At 61.6% G+C, this 25,147-nt stretch carries 31 protein-coding genes; 13 read left to right on the forward strand and 18 right to left on the reverse strand.

Going from position 1 to position 25,147, the window contains the following annotated elements; genetic code table 11:
* Nucleotides 1–5: 5 nt before the first annotated feature.
* Both RF638_RS09165 and RF638_RS09170 read right to left on the reverse strand, forming a co-directional pair.
* Entirely contained in the window at nucleotides 6–665 is a 660-nt protein-coding gene (locus RF638_RS09165) for a response regulator (RefSeq protein ID WP_368841830.1), read from the reverse strand.
* Nucleotides 662–1,855, reverse strand: coding sequence for a sensor histidine kinase (locus tag RF638_RS09170; protein WP_368841831.1), 1,194 nt, complete (start codon nucleotides 1,853–1,855; stop codon nucleotides 662–664). Before RF638_RS09170 ends, RF638_RS09165 begins: the two co-directional genes overlap by 4 nt.
* Nucleotides 1,856–2,009: 154 nt before the next feature.
* On the opposite strand from RF638_RS09170, the gene RF638_RS09175 reads away from it, so the two are divergent.
* The 5 genes from RF638_RS09175 (at nucleotide 2,010) to RF638_RS09195 (ending at nucleotide 5,425) form a co-directional block, all read left to right on the forward strand.
* Nucleotides 2,010–2,432 carry a hypothetical protein gene (locus RF638_RS09175; protein WP_368841832.1) on the forward strand — a complete coding sequence of 141 codons (423 nt, stop codon included), beginning with the start codon at nucleotides 2,010–2,012 and terminating at the stop codon, nucleotides 2,430–2,432.
* 146 nt (nucleotides 2,433–2,578) lie between these two features.
* Nucleotides 2,579–3,931, forward strand: coding sequence for a multicopper oxidase family protein (locus RF638_RS09180; RefSeq protein WP_368841833.1), 1,353 nt, complete (start codon nucleotides 2,579–2,581; stop codon nucleotides 3,929–3,931).
* Nucleotides 3,932–3,981: 50 nt separating this feature from the next.
* Complete coding sequence (locus RF638_RS09185) at nucleotides 3,982–4,530, forward strand: hypothetical protein (protein ID WP_368841834.1); 549 nt, start codon at nucleotides 3,982–3,984, stop codon at nucleotides 4,528–4,530.
* Nucleotides 4,531–4,595: 65 nt separating this feature from the next.
* The gene (locus RF638_RS09190; RefSeq protein ID WP_368841836.1) at nucleotides 4,596–5,090 is read left to right on the forward strand and encodes an SRPBCC family protein; all 495 of its coding nucleotides are present in this window, start codon (nucleotides 4,596–4,598) and stop codon (nucleotides 5,088–5,090) included.
* Between the two features lie 167 nt (nucleotides 5,091–5,257).
* The gene (locus RF638_RS09195) at nucleotides 5,258–5,425 is read left to right on the forward strand and encodes a hypothetical protein (protein WP_016995665.1); all 168 of its coding nucleotides are present in this window, start codon (nucleotides 5,258–5,260) and stop codon (nucleotides 5,423–5,425) included.
* Nucleotides 5,426–5,512: 87 nt separating this feature from the next.
* On the opposite strand, the gene RF638_RS09200 is transcribed toward RF638_RS09195, so the two are convergent.
* The 6 genes from RF638_RS09200 to RF638_RS09225 all read right to left on the reverse strand — a co-directional run bounded on the left by RF638_RS09200 (nucleotide 5,513) and on the right by RF638_RS09225 (nucleotide 9,643).
* A complete protein-coding gene (locus tag RF638_RS09200; protein ID WP_016995664.1) occupies nucleotides 5,513–5,770 on the reverse strand; it encodes a type II toxin-antitoxin system RelE/ParE family toxin in 258 nt (85 codons plus the stop codon).
* Complete coding sequence (locus tag RF638_RS09205) at nucleotides 5,767–6,030, reverse strand: type II toxin-antitoxin system Phd/YefM family antitoxin (protein ID WP_095797058.1); 264 nt, start codon at nucleotides 6,028–6,030, stop codon at nucleotides 5,767–5,769. Before RF638_RS09205 ends, RF638_RS09200 begins: the two co-directional genes overlap by 4 nt.
* A 78-nt stretch (nucleotides 6,031–6,108) precedes the next feature.
* Complete coding sequence (locus tag RF638_RS09210; protein ID WP_095797057.1) at nucleotides 6,109–6,726, reverse strand: bifunctional 2-polyprenyl-6-hydroxyphenol methylase/3-demethylubiquinol 3-O-methyltransferase UbiG; 618 nt, start codon at nucleotides 6,724–6,726, stop codon at nucleotides 6,109–6,111.
* 109 nt (nucleotides 6,727–6,835) lie between these two features.
* Nucleotides 6,836–7,396, reverse strand: a complete 561-nt coding sequence (locus RF638_RS09215; RefSeq protein ID WP_259915826.1) for a dihydrofolate reductase family protein — start codon at nucleotides 7,394–7,396, stop codon at nucleotides 6,836–6,838.
* Nucleotides 7,397–7,519: 123 nt separating this feature from the next.
* Nucleotides 7,520–8,032: a nucleoside deaminase gene (locus tag RF638_RS09220; protein ID WP_368841838.1), complete on the reverse strand. Its 513-nt coding sequence runs from the start codon at nucleotides 8,030–8,032 to the stop codon at nucleotides 7,520–7,522.
* Between the two features lie 42 nt (nucleotides 8,033–8,074).
* The gene (locus RF638_RS09225; RefSeq protein WP_238663194.1) at nucleotides 8,075–9,643 is read right to left on the reverse strand and encodes a nucleobase:cation symporter-2 family protein; all 1,569 of its coding nucleotides are present in this window, start codon (nucleotides 9,641–9,643) and stop codon (nucleotides 8,075–8,077) included.
* Nucleotides 9,644–10,040: 397 nt separating this feature from the next.
* Between RF638_RS09225 and RF638_RS09230 the strand changes: the two genes are divergently transcribed.
* Together RF638_RS09230 and RF638_RS09235 are read left to right on the forward strand one after the other, a co-directional pair.
* Nucleotides 10,041–11,468, forward strand: a complete 1,428-nt coding sequence (locus RF638_RS09230; RefSeq protein ID WP_095797054.1) for an 8-oxoguanine deaminase — start codon at nucleotides 10,041–10,043, stop codon at nucleotides 11,466–11,468.
* 121 nt (nucleotides 11,469–11,589) lie between these two features.
* The gene (locus RF638_RS09235; protein WP_368841839.1) at nucleotides 11,590–11,844 is read left to right on the forward strand and encodes a hypothetical protein; all 255 of its coding nucleotides are present in this window, start codon (nucleotides 11,590–11,592) and stop codon (nucleotides 11,842–11,844) included.
* Between the two features lie 38 nt (nucleotides 11,845–11,882).
* Here RF638_RS09235 and RF638_RS09240 read toward each other — a convergent pair whose 3' ends face one another.
* Nucleotides 11,883–12,491 carry a DinB family protein gene (locus tag RF638_RS09240; RefSeq protein WP_368841840.1) on the reverse strand — a complete coding sequence of 203 codons (609 nt, stop codon included), beginning with the start codon at nucleotides 12,489–12,491 and terminating at the stop codon, nucleotides 11,883–11,885.
* A 44-nt stretch (nucleotides 12,492–12,535) separates the two neighbouring features.
* Between RF638_RS09240 and RF638_RS09245 the strand changes: the two genes are divergently transcribed.
* Complete coding sequence (locus RF638_RS09245; RefSeq protein ID WP_368841841.1) at nucleotides 12,536–13,495, forward strand: helix-turn-helix transcriptional regulator; 960 nt, start codon at nucleotides 12,536–12,538, stop codon at nucleotides 13,493–13,495.
* A 30-nt stretch (nucleotides 13,496–13,525) separates the two neighbouring features.
* Here RF638_RS09245 and RF638_RS09250 read toward each other — a convergent pair whose 3' ends face one another.
* From RF638_RS09250 to RF638_RS09260, 3 genes are all read right to left on the reverse strand, one after another.
* On the reverse strand, nucleotides 13,526–14,020 hold the full coding sequence (locus RF638_RS09250; protein ID WP_368841842.1) for a methylated-DNA--[protein]-cysteine S-methyltransferase: 495 nt from the start codon (nucleotides 14,018–14,020) through the stop codon (nucleotides 13,526–13,528).
* Complete coding sequence (locus RF638_RS09255) at nucleotides 14,017–15,510, reverse strand: Ada metal-binding domain-containing protein (RefSeq protein ID WP_368841843.1); 1,494 nt, start codon at nucleotides 15,508–15,510, stop codon at nucleotides 14,017–14,019. Before RF638_RS09255 ends, RF638_RS09250 begins: the two co-directional genes overlap by 4 nt.
* Before the next feature lie 69 nt (nucleotides 15,511–15,579).
* Nucleotides 15,580–15,780, reverse strand: coding sequence for a hypothetical protein (locus RF638_RS09260; protein ID WP_095797280.1), 201 nt, complete (start codon nucleotides 15,778–15,780; stop codon nucleotides 15,580–15,582).
* 161 nt (nucleotides 15,781–15,941) lie between these two features.
* Here RF638_RS09260 and RF638_RS09265 point away from each other — a divergent pair, with 161 nt between their 5' ends.
* Nucleotides 15,942–16,955, forward strand: a complete 1,014-nt coding sequence (locus RF638_RS09265) for an NADP-dependent oxidoreductase (protein WP_368841845.1) — start codon at nucleotides 15,942–15,944, stop codon at nucleotides 16,953–16,955.
* Nucleotides 16,956–17,011: 56 nt separating this feature from the next.
* Here the strand turns inward: RF638_RS09265 and RF638_RS09270 are convergent, their stop codons facing one another.
* From RF638_RS09270 to RF638_RS09285, 4 genes are all read right to left on the reverse strand, one after another.
* The gene (locus tag RF638_RS09270; RefSeq protein ID WP_368841846.1) at nucleotides 17,012–17,563 is read right to left on the reverse strand and encodes a TspO/MBR family protein; all 552 of its coding nucleotides are present in this window, start codon (nucleotides 17,561–17,563) and stop codon (nucleotides 17,012–17,014) included.
* A 50-nt stretch (nucleotides 17,564–17,613) separates the two neighbouring features.
* The gene (locus RF638_RS09275) at nucleotides 17,614–18,102 is read right to left on the reverse strand and encodes a hypothetical protein (RefSeq protein ID WP_368841847.1); all 489 of its coding nucleotides are present in this window, start codon (nucleotides 18,100–18,102) and stop codon (nucleotides 17,614–17,616) included.
* Nucleotides 18,103–18,136: 34 nt separating this feature from the next.
* The gene (locus tag RF638_RS09280) at nucleotides 18,137–18,874 is read right to left on the reverse strand and encodes a glycosyltransferase family A protein (protein ID WP_368841849.1); all 738 of its coding nucleotides are present in this window, start codon (nucleotides 18,872–18,874) and stop codon (nucleotides 18,137–18,139) included.
* A 106-nt stretch (nucleotides 18,875–18,980) separates the two neighbouring features.
* Complete coding sequence (locus RF638_RS09285) at nucleotides 18,981–19,433, reverse strand: pyrimidine dimer DNA glycosylase/endonuclease V (RefSeq protein WP_344225191.1); 453 nt, start codon at nucleotides 19,431–19,433, stop codon at nucleotides 18,981–18,983.
* A 115-nt stretch (nucleotides 19,434–19,548) separates the two neighbouring features.
* On the opposite strand from RF638_RS09285, the gene RF638_RS09290 reads away from it, so the two are divergent.
* From RF638_RS09290 to RF638_RS09300, 3 genes are all read left to right on the forward strand, one after another.
* The gene (locus tag RF638_RS09290; RefSeq protein ID WP_368841911.1) at nucleotides 19,549–20,217 is read left to right on the forward strand and encodes a DedA family protein; all 669 of its coding nucleotides are present in this window, start codon (nucleotides 19,549–19,551) and stop codon (nucleotides 20,215–20,217) included.
* A gap of 55 nt (nucleotides 20,218–20,272) precedes the next feature.
* On the forward strand, nucleotides 20,273–20,668 hold the full coding sequence (locus RF638_RS09295; RefSeq protein ID WP_368841850.1) for an SdpI family protein: 396 nt from the start codon (nucleotides 20,273–20,275) through the stop codon (nucleotides 20,666–20,668).
* A 119-nt stretch (nucleotides 20,669–20,787) separates the two neighbouring features.
* Entirely contained in the window at nucleotides 20,788–21,405 is a 618-nt protein-coding gene (locus tag RF638_RS09300; protein ID WP_368841851.1) for a TetR/AcrR family transcriptional regulator, read from the forward strand.
* A gap of 16 nt (nucleotides 21,406–21,421) precedes the next feature.
* Here the strand turns inward: RF638_RS09300 and RF638_RS09305 are convergent, their stop codons facing one another.
* Complete coding sequence (locus RF638_RS09305; protein ID WP_368841852.1) at nucleotides 21,422–22,960, reverse strand: PTS ascorbate transporter subunit IIC; 1,539 nt, start codon at nucleotides 22,958–22,960, stop codon at nucleotides 21,422–21,424.
* A gap of 18 nt (nucleotides 22,961–22,978) precedes the next feature.
* On the reverse strand, nucleotides 22,979–23,800 hold the full coding sequence (locus tag RF638_RS09310) for a PTS sugar transporter subunit IIA (RefSeq protein ID WP_368841853.1): 822 nt from the start codon (nucleotides 23,798–23,800) through the stop codon (nucleotides 22,979–22,981).
* A 96-nt stretch (nucleotides 23,801–23,896) separates the two neighbouring features.
* Here RF638_RS09310 and RF638_RS09315 point away from each other — a divergent pair, with 96 nt between their 5' ends.
* Nucleotides 23,897–25,090 carry a PLP-dependent aminotransferase family protein gene (locus RF638_RS09315; RefSeq protein ID WP_368841854.1) on the forward strand — a complete coding sequence of 398 codons (1,194 nt, stop codon included), beginning with the start codon at nucleotides 23,897–23,899 and terminating at the stop codon, nucleotides 25,088–25,090.
* Nucleotides 25,091–25,147 lie beyond the last annotated feature (57 nt).

Raw genomic sequence — 25,147 nt, forward strand, 5'->3', positions numbered from 1 at the left:
CCTACTCAGTCACCTGGGGTGATGAGTCCGGATTCGTACGCGAGTATCACTAATTGCGACCGATCGCGGGCATCGAGCTTGGCGAGGAGCCTGGAGACGTAAGTCCGAGACGTGGATGGTGAGAGAAACAACTTTCGAGCGATTTCCTCATTGGAGAGTCCCCTCCCTACTTCTAAGAGCACTTCACGCTCACGCTCGCTCAGGGATTGCAAGGGGGTGTCGTCGAGAACGGTCTCCGGGCGAGCCGCAATTCTGCTCAAGACGGTGCGTGTCACCGCAGGTGAGAGCAGTGCCTCACCATGAGCCACCAGACGGATAGCCTGCCGCAATTCCGCGGGCGAGACGTCTTTGAGTAAGTACCCGGCCGCGCCAGAGTGGATGGCCTCGAAAACGTGTTCGTCTTCGTCGAATGTAGTGAGAACTAGCACCCGAACATCTCGTAAGGCAGTGTCCGCGACGATGGCGCGCGTGGCTGTCAGCCCGTCCATCTCTGGCATGCGGATGTCCATGAGGACTACATCTGGGTGGAGCTCTCGAACTCGAGAAAGCCCAGACCGGCCGTTCGCAGCCTCGCCCACAACGGTAATGTCGCCGTCTCTTTCGGCTAGCGCGCGCAACCCGGTGCGAACTAGTTCCTGGTCATCTACCAACACCACGTTGATCACGTGTTCAGCCTCCTGGGTAGTGTGGCGCGTACTTGGAAGCCACCCTCTATCCGGTTACCCACCGTGACGTTGCCACCCAGTAAGTTGGCGCGCTCGCTCATTCCCCGCAGGCCACGTCCTCGTGACTCTTGTGAACGGCTATCGGTCACGCCTTGACCGTCATCTGTGACTGTGAGTTCGAGGGCATCGTCCCGCAACAAGGCTTCGACGGTCACTTCGGCAGCGGCCGAATGACGCATGACATTGGTTAGAGCTTCCTGAGCGATTCTGAACGCGGCCGCGTCAATGGTCGCGTCCAGGTCGCCAGGGCTCAGGTCGATATGGGCCGTGACATTCACCCCGGTATTGCGCACCTGGGAGACTAGCTGAGAAATGCTAGTCATTCCGATGCCGCTTCGCTCTGTTGATTCTGTTTCGGGCCCCCGCAGCACCTTGACCGTGTTTCTCAGCTCACGCAACGTCGCAGAGTTTGCCGCCTGGATCTGTTCAATGGCACGCATCACGGCGTCGTCGTTGCGGCCCACTGCCTCGGAAGCCACGTTGCTGTGCACAGCAATCACGGACAATGTGTGCCCGATGGTGTCATGAAGATCTCGAGCGATCCCTGCCATCTCAGCATGCAGGCGGACCTCGGCATCCTGTCGCTCACGGGCAGCTGTGAGCGCACGTAGCTTCTCCTGATGAGATCTGATTTCACGCCGGGAACGGACACTCACCCCGAGAGCAATAGCCGCAGCCACAAGTGCGATATTTGTGAGCATCTCGTAGCTGTACAGAAAATCAGTCGGAAGCCCATCCCTGATACGGGCGTAAGCGGATACGGATACCAATACCCCGCCGGTCGCGATGGCGGATCGAGTGCAGCCGGCTTCCGCGGCGGAGTACAAAGCGGCCGCGGCAGGAAGGGCCAGGCCAATGGGTGGCAACTGGAACGGATAGTAAAGAAAAATCCCGAGAACGGTCAGCACTAACACCAATCGGGGTGCCCGGCGGCGTGCCAAAAGTATGACTCCGAATCCCACCGCGAACGTGTAGGCCAAAGGCCCTGCTCGACCGGTTCTCTCCAAATCGGCCGCGACCACCACCATGATGATCACGGTTACTGCTGCCGCGAGTACTCCATCGAGAAGTCGAGGATTGATTTTCTCACCGTTCGACTCGTAGGCGGGGTCGGCAGCAGTGCTGGACATGTTTTGAAGTCTAGCCACGGCCCTCTCTGAGGCCGATCGTTCCAGAGCGACTTCCCATGTCAGCGAAAAGCGATGCCGACCGTCATTCCACGGTGATCGGAGAGACGATTTCAGCCCGATGTTTGCGGTGCAGCTTCTCCGTAGCGTCACATGCATGCAGACCACATCAGAATTCTCAGTCAATAAGCGCCCCGCCGTGAGCTGGCTGCTCATCCTCGGACTCGGGGCGTTGGCTCTCCTGCAGGGTCTGGGTAGACACTTGGGCCTGTCGAACCTTCTCGGTGCCGGCACGGCAGCATTTTTGCTCATCGCGGTGGTCACGGTGGCGTGGATTTCCGTTGTCGGATGGGGCCGGGTTCCTCGCCCGATTCTCACACTGACTTTGACCGGATTGACCGCAAGCTTTTATGTGATCGTACTCAGCGCAGTTCTTTCACCCGTACTGACCGGCGCTTTACAAGGCCCTCTGGCTTACCCCATAGCCATTATTCCCGTGGTGATCATCCATACCGGCTGGGGTTTTCTGGCTGGCGTGCTTGCGGCGCTGCTGCAAAAGCTTCGAGGTGTCAGACAATGAGAAGGAATAACAACTTTTCGGTGTCCCGTCGTCAATTGTTGATGAGTGCCGGTGCACTTCTCATCTTGTCGGGGTGCTCGGGACAACCTGCCGGTATACGGCCTTCTAACCCTGCCGTGTTCGAAAATCTCCTTAAGATCCCTCCCTTGGCAGAGTTTCAAGTTGATGCGGACGGCACGCGAGTCTTTGAACTCGAAGCCAGGCCGGGCAGTAGCGACTTTCTGCCCGGTGTTCAGACTCCTACGTGGGGTTACAACGGGGATTTTCTTGGGCCGACCCTCCGCGCAGAACGTGGCCAGAGGATTGCGATTGCAGTCACCAACTCACTCGATGAGGTCACTACGGTGCACTGGCACGGTATGCATTTGCCTGCCGCCATGGACGGTGGCCCACATCAGGTAATTGCTCCTGGCGATACGTGGCGTCCCACCTGGGAGATCAATCAGCCAGCGGCAACTCTTTGGTATCACCCGCATCCTCACGGGCGGACTGAGGAACACGTCTACCGAGGGTTAGCGGGGATGTTCTATGTGGACGATCCCAGTGAAGCCCCCGCGTTGCCCAATAGATATGGCGTGGACGATATCCCAGTGGTTGTTCAGGACAAGGAGTTCACCGACGCCGGGGAACTGACCATGGGGGAGAGGCAAGCCGAGCCAGGTGTTCTCGGTTCCACCGTGATGACCAACGGAGTGATCGGGGCCTATTTTGAGGTCTCGACCGAAATGATCCGATTGCGTTTGCTCAACGGTTCCACGGCCCGAACGTATGACTTCGGGTTCGAAGACAATCGAAACTTTGACCTGGTTGCCACCGATGGGGGTCTACTTGCGGAGCCGTATTCAACGACTCGGATTCGGCTCTCTCCCGCGGAGCGGGCCGAAATCATAGTCACTTTGACACCCGGTGACATCGCCATGTTGCGCTCCTATCCACCGGAGTTGGGTGACGTAGCGTCTTCATTCGCCTTTGGTGGTGAAGACACATTCGATGTTCTGCAGCTGCGCGCAAATGATTATCTGAGGCCCTCATCCGCAGTGCCAGCGATATTGCACAATCACGTGCGGCTGCAGGAAGCAGACGCCACCGTGCACCGTGAGTTCACGATGGCTGCACGAATGATCAATGGCGCCCAGATGGATATGAACAGGATCGATGAGGTTGTCATTGAGGGGACCACGGAAATATGGGAGATCCGTAGCACTGACCGGCTTACTCACAATTTCCACATTCATGATGTGCAGTTCTATGTGCTCAGTATCGACGGGGTTGCGCCACCGACGGAATTAGCTGGGCGAAAAGACACCATATACGTCGAGCCAGGTCGCAGGTATCGGCTGATTATGCAATTCGGAAAGTACGTCGATCCAGAAGCCGCCTACATGTACCACTGCCACCTGTTACGACACGAGGACGAAGGCTTGATGGGGCAGTTCGTGGTGGTGGGGACCAATGATCCTCAGCCTTCCTCACTTAGTGGGTTAAACCACCAGCACTGAGATAGCCATCAAGTATCACGTTGTGAAAATCAATCTCGAAAGGAAATTTCATGTCAAAAATGAAAAAAATGACTGTCCCCATTCTGGCGATCTACCTGTGGGTCTTGATGACCATATTCGGAGCCATTGTGCTGGAGACGTTCATGATCTACCCGAACATTTTTCATAATCCGCCTCAGTCGCTGGAATTGTCCATGGAATTCTTCGTCGAAGCCGGTCCCTCGGATTTCTTTCCACCCTTGGGATTTGCATCCTGGGTTCTCGGTGCCCTGGCTCTGATCCTCACTTGGAAGATCCCCAGGGCCCGGTGGTGGATCGTGCTCAGTCTGGCAATGATGGTCGGTGAAGGGCTGGCTTCCATGCTGTACTTCTGGCCGCGCAACGACATTATGTTCATTGAAGGGTCTGCCGTGCATTCTGACGAGTATCTGCGTCAGGTAGCGAATGAGTTCGTGACGTGGCACGCGCGTTCACGCATGGTCTTCAACACAGTTGCAGCTGTGGCTGCGTTTGTCGCCTTCCTTGCCGCCTACCGACAGAGGGTCGTAACTGCCCGAGCTGGCCGGGAACCTCGGGTCTCAGCAGTACCCAACTCCTGAATGCCATCAGTACTTCGTCCAGGGTTCAGGGAGCCCAGGTGCTGGCCCATCAGTATTTTCGGCTCATGACCGAGGATCCAGAGAAGCAGTGGCAACACAGCGATTCCATCGACATCGTCGTGGAACCAGAGGTGCTCTATGACATGGTGACCAACCTCCAGCACATTCGGGAGTGGTCACCCATTTGTCGCGGCGGGGAGTGGAAAAACAGCGGTACCGGCAAAGTGGGAGATGTGTTCACCGGTCGCAACGTGGTCGGTGACGTCGAATGGACCACGATCTCCGAAGTTCTCGTGGCCGATCACCCGCGTGAATTCGCTTGGCTTGTGGCGCCTGACCTCGGTGGTGTGGCTCGGTGGAGCTACATCATTGAACCCACCGATAACGGCTCCCGTCTGACCGAGACCTGGCACGTACTCCCTACGGGGCGTGAATGGTTGCGAAAGAACAGGGGCGAGGATGCGCCCGATAAGCGTCGCGAAGCCGCTCGTCGGGGCATCCCGGAAACACTGGCCGCGATCAAGCGAGTTGCTGAGAATGAGGCGGCAAACGGCTGCTGAACGGCTGTCTCAATGGGGGTGCTGCTCCTAGCTCAAATCAACCCATGCGGGTGATTGACAGGCCACTTAGTGCCGGGGGAAGCTCGGGGGACAAGGGCTTTTGCGGGCCGGCACCCCATCTGTCGGTCGTTGCCGCAGAGGTTTGAGGACACGCGAAGGAGCACCCCATGCAGTCGCAGAACAACGGTAAACCCGGCGAAGACTCGATCAAGATGAGCGCCGAAGAAGAGCGCGAAGAACTGAGCAGCCGCACCGAAGCCGACGCCGAACCCGCCGATGAGGGTGTTGGTGCCATGACCGACAACAAGGACGAAGACCCGGCCACGGAGAACTGACAACGGGTGGCCCTGCTACGGTCCCGTCATGACCAACGTTTTGGTACTTGGCGGGACCGGCTTTTTGGGCGCGCATCTTGTAGGAGGCTAGCGATAGATCTCTCGCCTGTGTCCCGCGGCCAAGACCAGGACCATCAAGACTCCGTCATCGATCTCGTAGATAACGCGGTAATTGCCCGTGCGTACCCGCCACTCTCCTTTGCCGCCCACGAGCTTTTTAGCGCCGTGAGGTCGGGGATTATCGGCCAAAAGTTCAATTGCGGCCTGAATTCGTAACCGTGCGGGCTTGTCGAGTTTCCTGATCTGGCGCAACGCTGCCGGTGCTAGTTCAATCCGGTAGGTCATGAAAGGCCAAGATCAGATTTGACCTGGTCCCATGGGATGGCATCCTCGCCGTCATCCATTTCCTTCCGGGCAGCCTGGGCAGCCTGAATGTCTGCCAGGTCCTCGGCTGCTGACATAAGTTTCTCTAAGTCGCCAGCATCCACAACTGCGGCAATGCGGTGTCCGCGCCGTGTTAGGAAGACGGGTTTGTGGCCAACTCGTGCGGTGTCCACTACGTCGGCTAGTCGGGCCCGAGCGTCACTTACGGTCATGTCACTCATGCACTCAGAATACAGGCATTCTTGACGCTTTTGTACAAAACCGCGGTTATAGCGTGAAGGTCTGAGTGCGGCCGTAAATTACATCGGTCTTCGCATCACAATCACCCGGTCCTGAGAATGGTGGGCTCCGGCACCACCGGAGACACGGCGCTCGCGGACTTCGTCCACCAGGAAATCCCAGCCAGCGTGCGCAAAGTACTGGGCAATGTCCCCCGGCATGACATAGTCCGCTGGGTCGAATCCGTGAGGGCCGTCGTCCATGACGTGATGGACGAACATGAGCAGTCCGCCGGGCTTCACGGCCTGGGCGAAGTGCAGTTCTACCTCATGGTCGCCGACCTTGGGGATGGCCGGGTACTGGGCGGACACCAGATCAAAATCGATAAACGGCGCGTCAAGGAAACCCTGAACCAACCATCTGACCTCCACTCCGGCGGCATCCGCAGCGGTGCGGGCACGCTCCACGGCAACGGTGGAAACGTCCACACCCGTGACGGACCAACCCCGTTGAGCGAGCCACACGGCATCCGCGCCCTCACCGCAGCCGACGTCCAATGCGGATCCGGGCGTGAGCGATGAAGCCTCGGCCACCAGCGCGCCGTTCGGGTTGCCACTCCAGATGTGCTCGGTGTCGTAGCGGGCATCCCACTCTTGGGCGGTGACGGGTGCCTTGTGCTCCGGGTGTTCGTGCGTCATGGCTTCAGGGTGACACGACTAGAAGCTTATTGCGAACGATTCCGCGTAGGGCGAGCGGCAGAGACGGGTCGGCAGCGCCTACCAGCACACGACCGCCGGCAAAGATGCCCTATGCGCTGGGACTCGGGTTCACGACGTCGTAGGTAATCTCCACGAACTGGCCGACCGTCCGCGCGCCCTTGAGGGTCAAGCGGTCGGGATACACAGTGCGCGGAAGTAACGGCTTTCCGCTGGCAAGGAACGCGGGCGCGAGCGTCATGATGATGCGGTCGAGAGCACCGGCATCCAGGAACTGGCCGACCAGGTCGCCACCGCCCATGACCCACACGACGCCCTCGCCAGCGGTTTCCGTGATCGTGGGAAGCGCGTCGGGAACGGAGCTGTTCAAGAACCGGACATCCACGCCGGGCGGCACGGGAAGGTCCCGGCTCGTGAACACGTAGCTGGGCCGGTCGCCGAAGAATCCGGTCCACTTCTCCGGGTGCTCGAGCATGTTCTCGGTGTTGAGCAACCATTCATAGGTTGACGAACCCATCACGAACACGGAGACGGTCTGGGTGAAGGGCTCCATATCCGGTGCCTCGCTCTTGACCTGGAACAGCCATTCGAGTGAGTTGTTGGGATCGGCCAGGAAGCCGTTGGCCGTGGTGGCTGTGTTGAAGATGAACATGGGACCAAACCTCCGAAAGGAGCGGTGTGTGGGCCTTTAGTGTGCGCCCATGCTCAGACACGCATAACCCCCGCCGGGCGCCCGCCGGAGACGCACCCCTCGCGGTCCAGTGACAGAAATGGGTCAGTACTCGGCGCGCTCCGCGTTGGCCGCCCAGGATTCGAAGGGCGCCTTCCGGCTGTCCACGGCAACGTGGCGGACCGGGACCAGCTTGTCTCGCTCCTCCGGGGTGGCCGTGAAGAACTCGTAGAACACGGCGTCGTCGAAACCGCCGTCGGCGGCGTCGTACCGATCGGCCGCGAAGTAGACCGCGTCCAGGCGCGCCCATAGGGAGGACGAGAGGCACATGGGGCACGGTTCGCAACTGGTGTAGAGCACAGCGCCGGTCAGGTCATGCGTGCCCAGGGCCTTACAGGTTGCGCGGATGGCCGACACCTCTGCGTGGGCCGTTGGGTCGTGATCTGCGGTGACGCGGTTGACCGCAACGAACTCCTGGCCGTCGGCCGTGACGACCACCGCTCCGAATGGGCCGCCGTCCACGGATGCGTTCTGGGCGGCCGCCTCAATGGCGGTTTGCAGGTGTTTCTGGACGTCAGCGTCGGAGGGCGTCTTTGCCGGCGCGGAATCGGTTGTCATGGTGTTTTCTTCCTGTTGTTTCGGGTGAGGATGGCGGGAAAATCAGAGGCCGTCGCGCTTGTACACGCGGTGTATTTGGCCGGTGTCGGTGAGCTCGCCAGTCTCCACGCGGCGTCGGGCTTCGTCCACCAGATGGTCATCGACCACGGCGATCTCCTGGCCGTCCGCGCCGATCAGGCGCCCGTTGACCAAGGTGTCGCCTTCTTGCAGGCCCTGAAGTATGGACTTGGGGAACACGCGCGGTGGGTATGCGGCGAGCTCGGACGAGCCGGGGCGCGATCCAAACCTGAGCTCGTTGAACAGGATGTTGAGCAGCACGGCGGTGAGCGCGGCCGCGCTGATGCCCGACCCCAGAACTACCTGCACCCAGGACGGGAACTGGTCGTAGAAGGTCGGCGAGACCACGGGGATCAGACCCATGGCCATCGAGACGGCCACGACGATCAGGTTGAGACCCGACCGGTAATCGACGCCCGCCAGGGTTCGGATTCCCGACGCCGCCACGGTCCCGAACAGCACGATGCCCGCACCTCCCAGCACGGGAGAGGGCACTGCCGCGACCACGCGGCCGAGCACCGGGAGCAGCCCCAGCACCACCATGATCACGCCGGCCCCGGCCACCACGAAGCGGCTGCGAATCCCCGTGATCGCCACCAAGCCCACGTTCTGAGCGAAGGCGGTCTGGGTGAACGTGTTGAACAGTGGAGCCACCGTGGAGGACAGCATGTCCGCGCGCAAACCGTTGGCGATGCGCTTGGAGTCCACTCCAGTTTCGGCGATTTCACCTACGGCCACGATGTCCGCTGTGGTCTCGGTCATCGTCACGATGATCACGATGAACATGCCCAGGATGGCCGAGGCCACGAACAGCGGCGTGCCGAACTCGAAGGGGGTGGGGAAGCCGATCACGGGACCTTCGCCCACACCGGAGAAGTTGGCGCGACCCAACAGGGCTGCCGCGATCGTGCCGATCACGATGGCCAGCAGGATGGACAAGCGTGAGATCGCGGCCGAACCCACCTTGGAGAGCAACAGGACCATGAGGAGAGTGAAGGCGGCCAGCCCGATGTTGGCCACTGACCCGTGGGCCGGATCGCCCTCGGGACCCAGGGACCAGCCCGCGGCCACTGGCATCAGCGTCACGCCAATGGTCGTGATGACCACCCCGGAGACGACCGGTGGGAAGAACCGAATGATCTTCGCGAAGAACGGCGCCAGGATGAAACCGAGCGCGGAGGCAACTAGCACTGCTCCGAAGATGACGCGGAGGCCTTCCTCGCCGGGTGTTCCCTGCAGGATGGTCAGCATGGTGGCCACGCCAGCGAAAGACACGCCCTGCACGAGTGGCAACTGGGCGCCTAAGAAGGGAACACCGATGCTCTGCAGGATGGTGGCAAGGCCACCAATGAAGAGTGCGGCGGCAACCAGGATGCCGGTCTCGGTCGCGTCCAGTCCGGCGGCGGTTCCGATGATCAGCGGCACGGCAATCACGCCGCCGTACATGGTCAGGACGTGTTGCAGGCCGTAGGCCAAGGATCGCCCGACACCCAGGTACTCGTCCTCGGGGCGTTGCGGTGTGGTGGCGTCGACTGACGCGGGGCGCTTTTTCACGATGCTCTCCGGATCACGGGTTTTGTCTTGTCGGTGCTGAGGCAGCCCGCAAAGCGCACGAGACCCGGAATACACGGGCCCATGTACTCGCCTTGCAGCTCGCGTTGTACTGGATTCGTGCCCGGTAGATAGCCCTGAAAGGGCCCGCCGTGGCGGTTGTGCTGTCGAGCGTAGCCTTGCCAGACTGTGACGGGCAACACTTTTTATTTCCGGAATGTTAATTATGATTTCCGGAATATGAAATCGCACCGGGACGGTCGCGCCTTCAGCGTTGGCCCGTGCGGCGTTGGCCTCCGCGAACCCTGCGGCACCTGGATCGGCAGACAGGAACACTGAGCCGGCTCGGTGGCATGCCGAGCTCATCACGGGTGACGGCGGTTGCCCGGAAAGGTGCGCCATGACCCTCGAACGTCCCACCCAAGACCCGACCACGCAGCCGAACGGCAGTCTGCTTTGGATCAAGGATCCGGCCGGTATCCACACGTCCTCCCGCGACAATGCTTACGCGAGTCGCGGCCTGGTGGTCGACACCGGCACCGGGGTCATCACGGAGATGGTGGGCGCGGGATCGGAGCCGACACGGTACGACAGGGTTTTCGACGCCGCCGCCCACGTGGTGCTGCCCGGCCTGATCAACACGCATCACCACTTCTACCAAACGCTCACGCGCGCCTGGGCGCCGGTGGCGGACGCTGAACTCTTCCCCTGGTTGCAGGGCCTCTACCCTGTGTGGGCGCGGCTTACTCCGGACGCTCTGGAGTCCGCCGTGACGGTGGCGGTGGCCGAACTGTTGTTGTCCGGGTGCACCACGGCGGCCGACCACCACTACGTGTTCCCCGCGGGCATGGAGGAGTCCGTGGACATCGAGGTTGACGTGGTGCAACGTCTGGGCGCTCGCGCAATGCTCACCCGTGGATCCATGTCACTGGGCCAGGACGACGGCGGCCTGCCACCCCAGTCCACGGTGCAGGATCACGACACCATCCTGGCCGATTCCCAACGGGTCGTGGAGAAGTATCACCAGGGCGGGGAGGACGCCAGAATCCGGGTGGCCTTGGCGCCCTGCTCCCCGTTCTCCGTCACCCGAGAACTCATGCGGGATACAGCAGCGCTGGCCACCGACCTGGATGTTCGGCTGCACACCCACCTGGCCGAAACCATTGACGAGGAAGACTTCTGCCGCGAACGTTTTGGCCTGCGAACCGTGGACTATCTGGAATCCGTGGGCTGGCTCAGCTCGCGCACGTGGTTGGGGCACGCGATCCACCTGGACGACTCCGAAATCGCACGTTTGGGTGCGGCAGGAGTGGGTGTGGCCCACTGCGCAACGTCGAACATGCGGTTGGGATCGGGGACGTGTCGAGCCCTGGAGCTTGAGGAAGCAGGTTCGCCGGTGGGGTTGGGCGTGGACGGGTCCGCATCCAATGACGGGTCCAACATGATCGAGGAAGTTCGTGCGGCCTTGAACATTCAGCGGCTGTCCGCGGGGCCTTCGCGTGTGCCCGTTTCGCGGGCTCTGAACTGGGCTACTTGCGGGTCCGCGGGAGCACTCGGCTGGGACAACATCGGTGTCCTGGAGCCCGGAGCCAGGGCGGATCTCGCCATGTTCACGCGCGATGAGTTGCGGTTCGCGGGCTCCCACGATCCCGTCGCATCCCTGGTGCTGTGCGGTGCGCACCGGGCGGATCGGGTCATGGTGGACGGCCGATGGGTTGTTGAGGGCGGATCCCTGCCGGGCGTGGATCTCGAGCGCGTCATCGCGCGGCAGGGTGAGCAGGCGAGGCTCTTGATGCGGGACGAATCCAACCCCGCAGTTCTAGGATGAACCCATGTCTAAGACCCCCGCGGAAAAGCTGCTGATCAAGCCCGGTTCCTCCGTCTACTAGGCCGGGGATACCCCGGAAACGCGCGATCTCCTGGAACCGCTGCCGGAGGACGCGGTCTACGTGGAGCACGCCAATAACGCGGACGTTGCTGTGCTGTTCGCCATGAGTCGCGCCAACCTGGACGACCTGTTGGAAGCAAACCTCGAAGACCTCCGGGGTACCCGCGCAGCGTGGATCGGCTACCTCAAGGGCGGCCGATCCAACATCAATCGGGACACCATTTGGACCCGCGTGAACGAGTTGAACTGGACGCTCAACGCCAACGTGGCCATCTCCGAGAAATGGTCCGCCGTGCGGCTCAAGGCCCTGGACTGATTCGCTCAGGAGCTTGGAGCGCCCAGCTAGCCTAACCCTCACCACTCCCGATTCGGATCCAGCCCGTCGACCAGGTCGTTGAGCTCGTACGATCCCTTGCCGTCAATCGACTCTCGGATGATGTCTGCGTGCCCCACATGGCGCGCGAGCTCGCCGACGATGTGGGTCAACGCCCAGCGAGCCTCCCAGGATTCGAGTTCGGGCGGGTACCACGGCGCGTCCGGGACGGGCATGGGGGCGCTTAAATCGGTGATGGACTCCATCTGCTCGGACGCGTAGGACACGCATCGGTCGAAGAACTCGAGCGTCTCGTCCAGGGTTGCTGGGTGGGCCACGCAATCCTCCATGTACATGTCCTCGCCGATGTCCTCCGGAACATCAGGAACATTGGTCTGCTGCGCAGCCATGTTGGACCATCCCGCAGCCACGAGCGCGCAATGCCGCAACAACCCCGTGAGATTCAGTGAGGATGCGGACGGCACGGAATGCGCCTGCTCGTTGGTGAGTCCGTACACCGTGGTGCGCACTTGCGCGAGGTGATACAGGACGTGGGTGATCAGAACGTCTTTTTCGCCGTGTGCTTGGGGAACGAGGAAACCCATGATCTTGCCTCTCTCGAGTGCTTCGATTGCTGATAGGAGCATCATGAACCCCATTGCGGACAGATCCTGTCCGCAGTCACACTGGGTGCGTGACGGATCCGACTTCGCGCGCCCTGAAACTACTGAGCTTGCTCGGCCACCGCCCCGTGTGGCCCGGGCCCGAGCTCGCCGCGGAACTGGGCGTGACGCCGCGAACGCTGCGCCGCGACGTCGACCGCTTGCGAAATCTCGGGTACACCGTGGATGCCGAGCCGGGCCAGGGTGGCGGGTACGCGTTGCGTCGTGGCCAGGCACTGCCCGCGCTATCGCTCGACGAGGACGAGGCACTCGCGGTCAATGTCGCCCTCGCCGCCGCGGCTGGGTACCTCACCGACGCACACGCGGGCCAGCGGGCGCTCGCCAAGATCGACGCCGTCCTGCCGCCCGCCGCTCGGGCCCGTGCGCAGGAAACCCGTGCGGCCACGGATCTGAGCGGTGCGGGGATGGCGGTCGATTCCGCGATTCTGGCTGCGTGCGCGGACGGGACCAGGCGCCGCCGTCGGCTGCGGTTCAGCTACGTGGACCGTCGCGGGCGGCATTCGGAGCGATGGGTCGAACCGCACCAGGTCTCGTGCCGCGGGCAGGTTTGGTACTTAGCCGCGTACGACGTCGCTCGCGAGGCTTGGCGTTCCTTTCGCCTCGATCGCATGGCTGAGGTGCGCGTGGGCGACTGGGTGTTTCGTCGCAGGCCCGACGCGGCCGAAGCGCTGGAACGAACGCTCGATCCCGTGCCGTTGGAGGCCTACGAACACGAGGTGGTGCTGCACGTGCGATGTCCGATCGAGAGCGCACCGGACTTCATGACCTGGGACGGCGCGATCCTCCGCGAGCTCGAACCGGGTCTGTGCGAGTACGTCACGGGGACGGATGATCCTGAGGAAGCGGCGTCGTGGTTGACCGGGATCGAGTACGAATTCACGGTGATCGAGAACCCGGAGGTCCGAGAGGCCGTCGCAGAGCTGGGGGAGCGGTTGCTCCGGGCGGCCGGTGGCGCACGACGCGAGGTATGAACAAATGCGTCAAGGTGCAGGCCCGGTGCTTCACGCGCGAGCCTCGCGGTCCAAGAGGCTCTGCTTGATGTCGAGCCCCCACGCGAACCCGCCCAGTGACCCGTCCGTGCGCAGTACACGGTGGCACGGTACGAACAGGGCTGCGGGGTTGCGGGCGCAAATGGATGCTGCCGCGCGCACGGCAGATGGGCTCCACAGGGCACGAGCGAACTGCGAGTAGTTCAGCGGTTGTCCTGGTTTGATCTGGCGGAGCGTCGCCCACCCGGCGAGTTGGCCGTCGGTGCCGTGCAGCTCGACCTCCACAGCATCGAGGGCGTGCGCGTCCCCTGCGTAGTAGGCCTCCACAGCCGACGCCGCGTCCACGGTTCCTTCCGTGACGTCGGTCGGGCGGTGAGTGGCGCGAACTCTTGAGATGGCGTCCTCCACGGACGAGGTCCACCCAGAGGCCATGACTTTTCCCACGTCGTTGGTGATCACCGTGAACGGTCCGTCCGAGGTGTCGATGGTCTGGAATGTGGCGGTCATGAGGGGTCTCCTTGTTGCGACTGCACGGGCGCGGCGGGCGCCCTCCACAGGTGGGTGGTCAGGTAACTGCGCCACGGCGAGGCCTGGGCCGACCAGGCGAGTAGCTCGGACTTGTCCGCCGGCAAACCGGCGCGGCGTGCTCCGGCGCGCAGAGCGCCGTCGTCGATCAGGAACACGTCCGGGTCGCCGGTGACGCGCATACGCACGTGGTCGGCGGTCCAGGGGCCCACGCCTTTCAGGGCGAGCAAGGCCCTGCGCTGTTCGGCGGGGTCGTCGCCGAACCCGAGACGTAGCTCGCCTTTCGCAATGGATTCGGCCGCATTGACGACGGCGTTCTGGCGGGCTTTGAGGCCCCGCAAGACTGTGCCGCCTCGCTCCGCGATGGCGTCCATGGTGGGAAACAAGTGAGTGAGTCCGGGCGCGAAGTCGGGGGCGGGCTCGCCCAATCCGGTGGTGATCCGGGTGAGGATCGTGCGGGCGGCGGCTACCGAGATTTGCTGACCAATTATGGTGCGGATCAAAAGTTCGTGCGGATCCATGCAGCCGGCTACGCGCACGCCGGGCAGGGCAGCGACGAGCGACTGAATGGCTGGCAAAGAGGCGAGGGCCGTGTCGACGGCGACCGGATCGGCGTCGAGATCGAACAACCGGCGGACGCGGGACATGAGAACGGGGAGGTCTTGCAACTCGGTGACCCGGGCCTGGAGGCGTAGGTCCCCGCTTGGATTCGGCGAGCTGTAAATCCTGAACCACGCGGGTCCACCGGGTAATTGGATGGACCGTTCGTAGGAGGAATCGTTCGCGAATTCGAGGCCGGGAATGGCGCGTGCGGCTAACCAGGCGAACAACCCGGGAAGGTCGATGGGCTCCCGAAAGCTCAGGGAGAGGTCCACCGTGGCGGTATCGGCCTGTGCAGTGCGGTGACCGTGCGCTCGAACCTGCTGGGGTGAGAGTTCATACACCTCGCGAATCGTGTCATTGAACTGGCGGATGCTGCTGAACCCTGCCGAGAACGCGATGTCAGAAATCGGTATGGCTGTTTGCGTGAGGAGGACCCGGGCCGTTTGGGCGCGGTGGGCCCGGGCGAGCGCGAGCGGTCCGGCGCCCGTTTCCTCGCGGAGGATGCGGGTGAGGTGGCGGGTCGAATAACCGAGTTGCTGCGCTAGGCCCGAAACGCCCTGCTGGTCGATCACACCATCATTGATCAGCCGCATGGCTCGCCCGGCAATGTCTCCTTGAAGGTTCCATTCGGGGGAGCCGGGGACGGCCTCCGGCAAGCAACGTTTGCAGGCCCGGAACCCAGCGGCGTGGGCTGCGGCACTCGCGCGGAAGAACTGTACGTTCTCGGCTTTGGGAGTGCGCGCCGGACAGCTGGGCCGGCAGTAAATCCCGGTGGTTTTCACGCCCAGCACGAACTGACCGTCAAAGCGATGATCGCGCGCTTGAACCGCGCGATACCGCTGGTCGAAAGTCATGTTCTGGAAGGTCATGTCACTAGAGTGACACGCTTCCGTGTGTTGAACTAGCGGTTTTCGGACATGACAGTTGGCCGTGCGCGGTTAGGTGCGGGGACGGCGTTCGGCCGGGGTGCGGGCCCCTCGTGCGCCGTCTTGTCCGAAGACACCGACCGCGATCCACGAAACAGTCACCAGGGCCGCACCAAGCACTGCATAGGCCCGACCGGTGTCGAACGCCGCGAAGCCGACCCCGTAGAAGATGGTGATGGCGAGAGCAATGAATGCCAATGTTTGCCGTTTCATGACTTGAGTGTGCCAGCCCCGGAATCGGCGGGCTACTGACATTTGTCACGATTCGGACGCGGTTTCCGATCAGCGCTCAGCGCAAGCCCTCACAGGCCACCCGATGACACGCATAGGCTCTTAACTCCGAAAACCACCGAATCGGAGAATCTATGCGAGCGATGACCTTTACCCAATACGGCGGCCCAGATGTCATGAAGCTTCAAGACATGCCGCGACCGGTGCCGGAAGCAAATCAGGTGCTGATCCGCACGGTTGCCGCGGGGCTGAATCCCGTGGACGCGCTGCAGCGGCGGGGTACGTTCAAGATGGTTCAGCCCTACACCTTTCCCAAGATTGCTGGCAACGAGTTGAGCGGAGTGGTCGAATCCGTTGGATCGCTCGTCCGAGATTTCCAGCCGGGAGATCACGTGATGGCCCGCACTGGCTCCGAGCAATTGAGTGCCCTGGCTGAATATGTCGCCGTGGACCAGGACTTCGTCGCGAGGGCACCCCAGAACATCCCGCTGTCGGACGCCGCAGCCATCCCCCTGGCGGGGCTGACCGCCCAACAGGCTCTGGGCCCGGAACACCTCGACCTGCAAGCGGGCGAACGGTTGCTGATCACGGGCGGCGCCGGCGGTGTCGGCTTGTTGGCCATCCAGCTCGCCAAGGTGATGGGCGCGCACGTGACGACCACGGCGTCGTCGGCGGGCGAAAAGCTGGTGCGCGACGCTGGTGCGGATCACGTGATCAACTACCGCGACCGGAAAATTTCCGATGGCAAGGAGCGCTTCACCAAGGTCTTGGACCTCGTGGGCGGCGAGACCGTGGCTGATCTGATGTCCACTGTGGAACGTGGGGGAGCCGTGGTGAGCGTTGCGGGCCCGCCAACTCCCGGCAGCTTGGCCGAGGACACCGACCTTTCCAAGCCCAAGGCGGCGCTGGTTCGCGCTGTTGAGGAACTCATGAGCTTCAAAATCCGCCGCCTTGCCAAGAAAGCCGGAGTGACGTTCGAGTTCTTCCTCATGCACCCGGACGGCGCCGGCCTCGCCAAGCTGGCTTCGCTAGTGGATGAAGGCGCGTTGCGCGTCACGATCGACAGCCGCTATCCGCTCGATCAGTTCAGGGATGCCTTCGAGCAGTTGGAATCGCGGCGCTCCAAAGGCAAAGTTCTGGTCGAGATTTCGGCGTAGTTCGCATCAGAACGACGACGCCGCGTGGGGCACCCACCGCTGGATGCCCCACGTAGCTACTTGCCCGGATTTAATGCGGCGATCGCCCCGCTGAGGGCCGTGGCGCCGCTGGTCCACACGGCGTTCGGGGACAGGAGCAGGCCGAGGCCCGGGTGGGATTTACCCGCGCGGCGAACCAGGTCGATGGAGCTCACGGCCAGGGCGCCGGCCTCGATGGTCGATACGACCGGGCGCTCCCCGCGGAAGAACAATCCGCACCACGCTGCGTTGAGGGCCAGGTTGGTGCCGAGTGCACGCGAGTAGCTCTTGAACTCAGCGGTATCGTTGCGCGCGTGAGCATCGGCCAACACCTTGTAGGAAACGTAGGCGATATCCACGTACAAGGCCGTCCACACAATGGGGAATGCCGCAGCAGGCGGCTGCCAATCCGGCTTGCGGAGGGACTTGTACCAGCTGTTCTCGGGATCTGTGAGGAGAGTACCCACGGCGGCGCAAGCACCCACGGCGGCCGCAGTCCCGAGGGCGATCTTGCGACGATCCCGCCGGCTCTGGCGCGTGCGCTCCCGCCGGGTAGAAGATTTCTTGCTGCGACTGACGTGGGACTTCACGGGGACCTCTTCCCTGGATGACCTGGTGGGCAGTATGCTTCCCACTCTTTCTATCGGGATTTCTTGTGAAGTGCCACTAAGGCAGCGCCCAGAACGCCCACGATGACATCGCTAATGGTGTCCAGCGGCGGAATGTGAATGTCCGGAGTGACTAAAAGGAATCCGAGAAGCTCCATGACCTCCCAGACGACAGCCAGCACAAGACCCATGAGGGAACAGATAGCCAGGCGCTGTCGAGCGAGTAGGCGCCCTCGTGAGGGCGACTTCCGGAGCGCATAATTCCAGGCAATCCATACGAGCACGTACAGACACAAGAAATGGATCACCAGATCCCACCACCAGATGCTGCTGTACACCTGCTCTGCAGCACTCACGCCGGCAATCAACATGACCAGGCTGGTTGCCCCGCGTGCGTATCCGTTACGGAAACACAGGAACGCGACTACTTGTCCGAGTCCCACCAGTAGCAGAACAGCCACGTCGATCCAGCGTTCCTGGAGCCCGTAAATGAGAGCTACCAGGAGAGCGGAGAAACACATACTCGATGCGACATATTGACTTGCGGGGCGGCGATTATTCACGCGGCGCCGTCCAGCGGGCCCGCATGCGCTCCCACGGTTTTTGCTCCGCCCAATTGATCTGCATGGTCATGGCTGCCATGCGCAACTGCCGCTCGATTCGAGATGGTGAGGCTGCGGCCCGCCAGGACACCAGCATCACATTCCGGTGATCCAGCACGACCTTCTGGTGAGGGCCCACCTGGAAGCTGAGGTCGTAATCGTCATGGACATCGGGGGATAAGTGCACATGGTCTCTGACGGAATGCCACCATGTCGCGGACATCGCCATATTGGATCCCCACAGCGCCACGTGTCCCAATGCCAAACCGCCCACGAGCCGGTAAGCGTAGGAATACAAAGCCCCAGAGATCCGTCCTAGCCCTGAGTGCTGGGGTCCGAATCGAGCGATCCCGGTGATGGCGACAACTTCAACTTTGCCCTTGCGAGATAACTGCCACTCCAGGGCCGTCACCATGTGTTCGACCCACCCCTTGGATGGGATGCTGTCCGCGTCGCACCGCAGGATGATCGGATGCTGGGCGGCGTCGTATCCCGAGCGCACGGCATATGCCACACCGGGGATGTCTTCCCGGAAACAGGTTACGTCGGGAAACTCGCGCAGCACGGCCGCAATATCATCGGTGGAGCCGTTGTCCACCACGATGATCTCGTCGGGTTGGCGCGTCTGCTGGTCCAAAGCGCGCAAGCAGCGATGCAAGTACGCGGAGTCATTGCGTGTGGGTAAAACCACGCTGCACTTCATGGGTCTCCGAACCGGTGGGAAGGGGGATACTGAAACTTTACGTGGGATCGCCCCCGGTGCCCATGTGATGACTACGTCGTTCGCTCAGCGCGGGTTACCCAGCGAGGGGTTTGACGCGCTCCCAGGATTCAATGGGCCCGTCGACCACGGCGAACAGTGGATGCGGGGTGGGGGTCTCCACGGCGTCCAGATGAGAGCGGCCCCATTCCGGGTCGCGCCCCTCAACCTTCTGACGAAGGAACGCGAGCTCGTACTCGAGCTGCCCCGCGGTCACGTTGATGGTGCTGGGCGTGGTTGAACGATCGACTGAGATCCGGCCGCGATCAAAGTTGTAACCGCGTCGGTCGGCCTCGTCAGCCATGGCATGCAAGTAATCCGCGATGTCTTGTAGCGGATCGGGGCGGTCGCGGAAGCGTTCGAGTTGGGGATGCCGGGTGTATCCCTTGGTCTCACCGCGCAGGACTTTCTGGGCCAAGAGCGTCTCACGCCACCCGGCTACGAGCGCCCGTCGATCCAACAGCGTGGGATGCAACGACCAGATTCTCATGAGGCCATTGTGCCCTCAGTCTCTCCAAGCCCCGTGGGGAATTGCAGTAGGGAATCTCTAAGCGGGCTGACGTATCATGAGCCCGTTCCTGAACCCCACACAAAGCGAATACGTGATGTCCCTAGCCTCTGTCCTCCTACCCGCCCAAGCAGCCGGTGGTGCTGAACTCGACGGTGTTGCAGGGTGGGTGGTCGACGTCATGGAGGCCATCGGAGCTCCGGGCGCTGGCCTGCTGGTCGCACTGGAAAACCTGTTCCCGCCGCTGCCCTCGGAGGTCATCCTTCCACTGGCCGGTTTCACCGCCAGCCAGGGCAATTTCAGCCTCTTCGGCGCGATCTTCTGGACCACACTAGGTTCCGTGATCGGTGCCATCGCGCTGTACTGGATCGGCGTGGCGCTGGGCCGCCGTCGGCTTCGCGTGATTGTGGACAAGATGCCCCTGGTCGACCTCCATGACTTGGACCGCACGGAAGCGTGGTTCGAGCGCCATGGCAAGGCCACTGTGTTCTTCGGGCGGATGGTTCCCATCTTCAGATCATTGATCTCCATTCCGGCCGGTATCGAAAAGATGTCTTTCCCGCTGTTCGTTGTGTTGACCGCAGCTGGTTCGCTGATTTGGAACAGCATTTTTGTTGTTGCGGGATATTTCCTGGGTGAGAACTGGTATATTGCGGAGCAGTACGCCGGCGTCTTCTCCCGAGTTGTAGCGATAGCCGTAGTGGTATTCGTGATCTGGTGGGTCGTCCGCCGTGTGCAGCGCAACCGGAAGAAGCGCGAGGCGTAAGCCTTCATACTTATGGGCCAGGGTCGGTCAGAAAGCGAGTGAGGCAATGAATCTCATGGACATTCTGGGAGGCCTGGGTCTTGTTATGGTCGGCGGCTCTTATCTCGTGGTCGCCAAACAGGGTGCGGTCGGCTTGATCGGGCGCAACGGCTCGGTGGGAATTCGCACCAGAAAAACTCAAGCGTCCGACGCCGCTTGGGATGCTGCTCATCATGCCGCTGCGCCGCTGGTACGCACTATGGGGATGACATCCCTTGTCTTGGGTGCGGCGCTTGTAGTTTCAGGATTCGTGTGGCGGCAAGAAAATCCGCACGTGGTCACCGCAGTCCTCTTTGCTCTGGGCTACGGTGTGGTGCTCGTGGGGTGGATCCCCATAGTGCTCAAGACGAATGCAGCCGCGACCAGGGCACATGCGGCCCGGGACCAATCGGTCCTGTCCGAACGTCGTTGAGATAGGCCGCAGCGGGATGCCCCCAAGTCATCCCGCGGCGATCCATATTCTCAGGATGTATGGACACGTCCATACATATATAACACCGTTATTGCCGTACACGCCAGTACCATTGCGGGGTGGCCAAACCCAGGAAGTTCGACGACGAAACGCGCGCGGCACTGATTCGCGACACCGCCGACCAGATTGTGACCGGCGGAGTCGAGTCAGTGTCATTACGCCCCTTGGCGGCCAAACACGGCTGCTCCACCACCGCGATCTACACGATGTTCGGTAGCCGCGATGCCCTCATCGAGGCTGTCGTCTACGAATCCGTGGAAAGCTTTACCCGATCGCAGGAGAGCGTTCCAATTACTGGAGATCCGCTCGAAGACCTCTGGGAGCTCGGCAGGGCTTACCGCCAATGGGCTCTCAAGTACCCCGCTCTGTACGTGGTCATGATTGGCCGGGGCGGAAAGCGCCCGGATATTTCCCCGGAGGAATTCACGGAAAATTCTCCCCGAATGATTGCCGCGAAAAAGGCCATCGAGACACTTTTTCGGCGAGTGGCCGAATGCGCGGCACACGGAATTCTGGGTAACTACCCCATCGAAGAAATGGGTAACTCGATTTGGGCGAGCGTTCACGGCTGGGTCTCTATCGAGGCAACCCGCCCCGTGATGATGGGACAAGACCCCGACGAGGCATACGACCGCTACATGCAGTCGCTCGTTCGTGCGTGGGCGCCTTCCGCATAGGACACCTTCAGCCGCGTCACTGCATCGGCGGCGGAGGCGCTGGCGCACCTTGCGGGGGAGGAATCTTTCCGTAGCTCCTGCCGGTATTGACTGAACTGGTTGGCTTATCCGGTGTGGTTGTCTGAGTTGCGCGTGACGAGGCAGGATCCCAATGCCCGTCGACGGCCTTTTTCTGGAACAAGATGGCCAGCGCCAGGATGGCCAGGCCGATGAGCAGGACCACGATGATTCCACCGACGGCGCCCAATTTGGCAGCTGAGCCGACCAAGATTCCGAACCAGCCAAAGTCCGCGTCGCCAAACGTAGTGTTCTCCGAGCCGAAGGTCCCAAGAACGGACAGCAGGAACGCTGGCAGGAATGTAATGATCAGACCGTTGACCAAGCCTCCAGCCATCGCGCCCCGACGCCCACCCGTGGCGTTGCCGTAGACGCCAGCCGCGCCACCGGTGAAGAAGTGCGGGACCAATCCGGGCAGGATGAGTGCGATGCCGAACGCCGGATTGAGCCACACACTGAGTACTGCGAGACCGAGAAGACCTCCGATGAAACTGAAGATGAAGCCCAAGAGGACGGCATTCTGCGCGTACGGGAAAACAATGGGTGCATCCAACGCTGGAACGGCTCCCGGCACCACTTTGGATGCGATGCCCTGGAAGGCGGGAACTAGCTCACCCAAGATGGTTCGCACGCCGAAGAGAATCACCGCTACCGCTACACCGAACTGCAACCCTTGAGTGACCGACTGCATGATGTAGTTACCAACGCTGGTCGCGCCGCCCTCGAACGCTGTAAACGCTTCCTCCGTGCCGGCGCGCACCATGAACAGGATGGCCATGACGACGTACATGAGGGCCATTGACAGGGCGGTGGCGACCATTGAATCTCTCAGGAACCGTAATCCTTCGGGGAGTTTCAGGTCCTCCGAGGACGGGCTGTTTTTACCCACGGCGCGTCCGGCTGCACCTGCAGCGATATAGCCGGCGGTTCCGAAGTGGCCGATGGCCACACTGTCATCGCCCGTGATTTTTCGAGTCCAGGGGTGGGCGAAAGCGGGCATGGAGACCATCAGTATTCCCAGCAGCAGCGCACCAAGCAGGACGGTCACGGTTCCGTTATAGCCTGCGGTAGCCAAGATGATAGTCAGCATGGTCGCCATGAAGAGCACATGGTGGCCGGTCAGAAAAACGTACCGGAGCGGAGTAAAGCGTGCCAGGATCAGGCTGACAACGAAGCCCAGGATCATCAACCAGGCGACTTGGGCGCCGTACTGTTCCTGGGCAATTCCAGCAATGGCTTCGTTTGTAGGTATGACGCCCTGGGCCCCGGTAGCTCCCAAGATCATGCTTCCCAAGGGGTCCAAGGATGCGACGACCAGAGTCGCGCCGGCCCCGATGAGTAAGAAGCCAAGCGTTGCTTTGATGGCACCGCCAACTACTTGCCCGGAGGACTTTCGAAGGGCGATGAGCCCGATGGCCGTGATGATACCGATAAGAAATGCGGGTACGGCAAGAATCTCGTTGACCAAGAATTCTGCGGCGCTGACTAGCCAGTCCATGAGGAATCTACTTTCGCGCTAGACGTCGTAAGAATCGCGCAGGACAGCGTCGAGCTCTGTCGTGCTGGTGAAGTTTTCAATGACTTTAACTGGAGTTCCAAGGTCACCCAGGGTTCGTGCGATTTCCCCTGAAGTAAGAATCAAGTCGGCCTCTTTGGCTTTGCCCTTGGCGGAGATCGTGTCAGTGGCTTCCACCGTGATGTACGAGCCCCACCCCCAATGCTCAAGGACCTGTTCAAGCGTGTTCTTGAGGAACAGACTGGTTCCTAAGCCATTGCCGCACACCGTCAGGATCTTATTTGTGGTGGTTTGGGTCTGCTGACCGGAGGCTGAATTCGAACCGGCAGTCGACTCATCCTGGCTGTCTAGGTTGCCAGGTGACCGGGCCATAGAGTTCCCACCAAGAATGGCGAGGATTTCGTCGGCGGTGGAAGCTTCGTCGAGAGCTGCACGCTTTTTAGGTGCTCCCAGTACCTTGGCCAATTGCTGCATCGCTTGAGTGTGTGCCGTGTCGTCGTGAGCGGCTAACGCCACCACCAGAGTTACGGGGTCATTCTTGGCGTGGCCGAACTTAACCGGGGATTTCAGACGTACCCACGACATTGCCGTGCGCTGGACGGCCTCGGAAGGGCGTGCGTGGGCAAAGGCGAATCCCGGAGCCACGACAATGTAGGGGCCGTTTTGCTCGACGTTGTCGATCATTGACTGCGTGTAATGATCGGTGCAGGCCGACGAGCTTTCAAGGAGGGAGCCGGCATACCGTATGGCCTCGCGCCAATCCTGGGCGTGGTGGTCCAGGGCAATTGCAGAGCTGTCTAATAACTCAACGATTTCCGGCATGGTGTCAGGCTAGCCCCGAGAGTCTTGCGTCGGAAGGATTCTGACCTTGATTGGATGGTCGAGGCGCCCCGATGACGTCGTGAAATACTCGCCTGTATGAGTGCACAGGGTGAGTTCAGATTCCGCTTGGCCGATCGCTTGGACGGGGTGGATTCCTCGCCGGTCCGTGACCTGTTGGATGCGGTCTCCAAAGAGGGCGTGATCTCCTTTGCCGGTGGCGTGCCGGACCCGGCATATTTCGAGGTCGAGGATATTCGCGCCGCCTATGACTGGGTTTTCGAGAACCACGCCGAGCGGGCCCTTCAATACGCGTCGAGCGAGGGCGAGTTCGAGTTGCGGGAACAAGCTGCTTTTCGGCTCGAACGCTATATGGAGACCACTCCCGAGCAGATTCAGGTCACCACCGGCTCCCAGGAGGGTTTGTTCGTCGTCGCGCAAGCGCTGGTGAATCCAGGAGATGTAGTGCTCGTGGAGCGCCCCACTTACCTGGCGGCAGTTCAAGCTTTCGAACTCAACGGTGCTCGCTTGATCGGGGTTCCCACCGACGAGAACGGCGTGATTCCGCACGAGCTCGAGAAGCTCATCGCCGAGCACTCGCCCAAATTCGTGTACCTGATTCCGTCCTTCCAGAACCCCTCGGGCGTGTGCATGTCGATGGAGCGTCGCGCGGCGGTCGCGGATGTTCTGCTGCGTACCGGCACGGCACTTGTGGAGGACGATCCGTACGGTGAACTGTGCTTCGAGGGCGAACCGTTCCCGCCCATTGCTTCGCATCCGGGTATGTCCACACAGACCATTCTGTTGAACTCGGTCTCCAAGATCATCGCGCCCGGTGTGCGCGTCGGGTGGATGCGCTCGGAGGGCCCCATTCAGTTCACGCTCACCGTGGCCAAACAGGCGATCGGGCTGCAGTCTCCGGTCACGGACCAGCTCGCGGTCGCGCGATACCTGGCCACCGCCGACGTCGAAGCCCACCTGGACAAGGTCCGCCCCGTCTACGCTCAGCGCGCCAAAGCCATGTACCAGAGTCTGCAGCGAGTCCTCCCCGGCGGCGCGGAGGTCACCCAGCCGGACGGCGGCATGTTCCTGTGGGCCCGCCTGGGGCACGGGATCGATACTGCTCGGTTGCTGGAGATTGCGCTCGACGAAGGTGTGGCTTTCGTGCCCGGTGCCTCATTCTTCGCCCATGATCCGGACCGCTCGACCATGCGGTTGTCGTTCGTGACCCACTCACCCGAGGTGATCGACGAAGGGCTGGACCGCCTGGGCCGCGCGCTGGCCAAGTACTAGGGCTTGACCCTCACGCGACGTCAGGGCGAACAGTAGGGATCGTGAGAGATGCTGAAG

This window comes from Kocuria sp. CPCC 205235, from assembly GCF_040980905.1.
GTDB classification, from domain to species: Bacteria; Actinomycetota; Actinomycetes; order Actinomycetales; family Micrococcaceae; genus Kocuria; species Kocuria carniphila.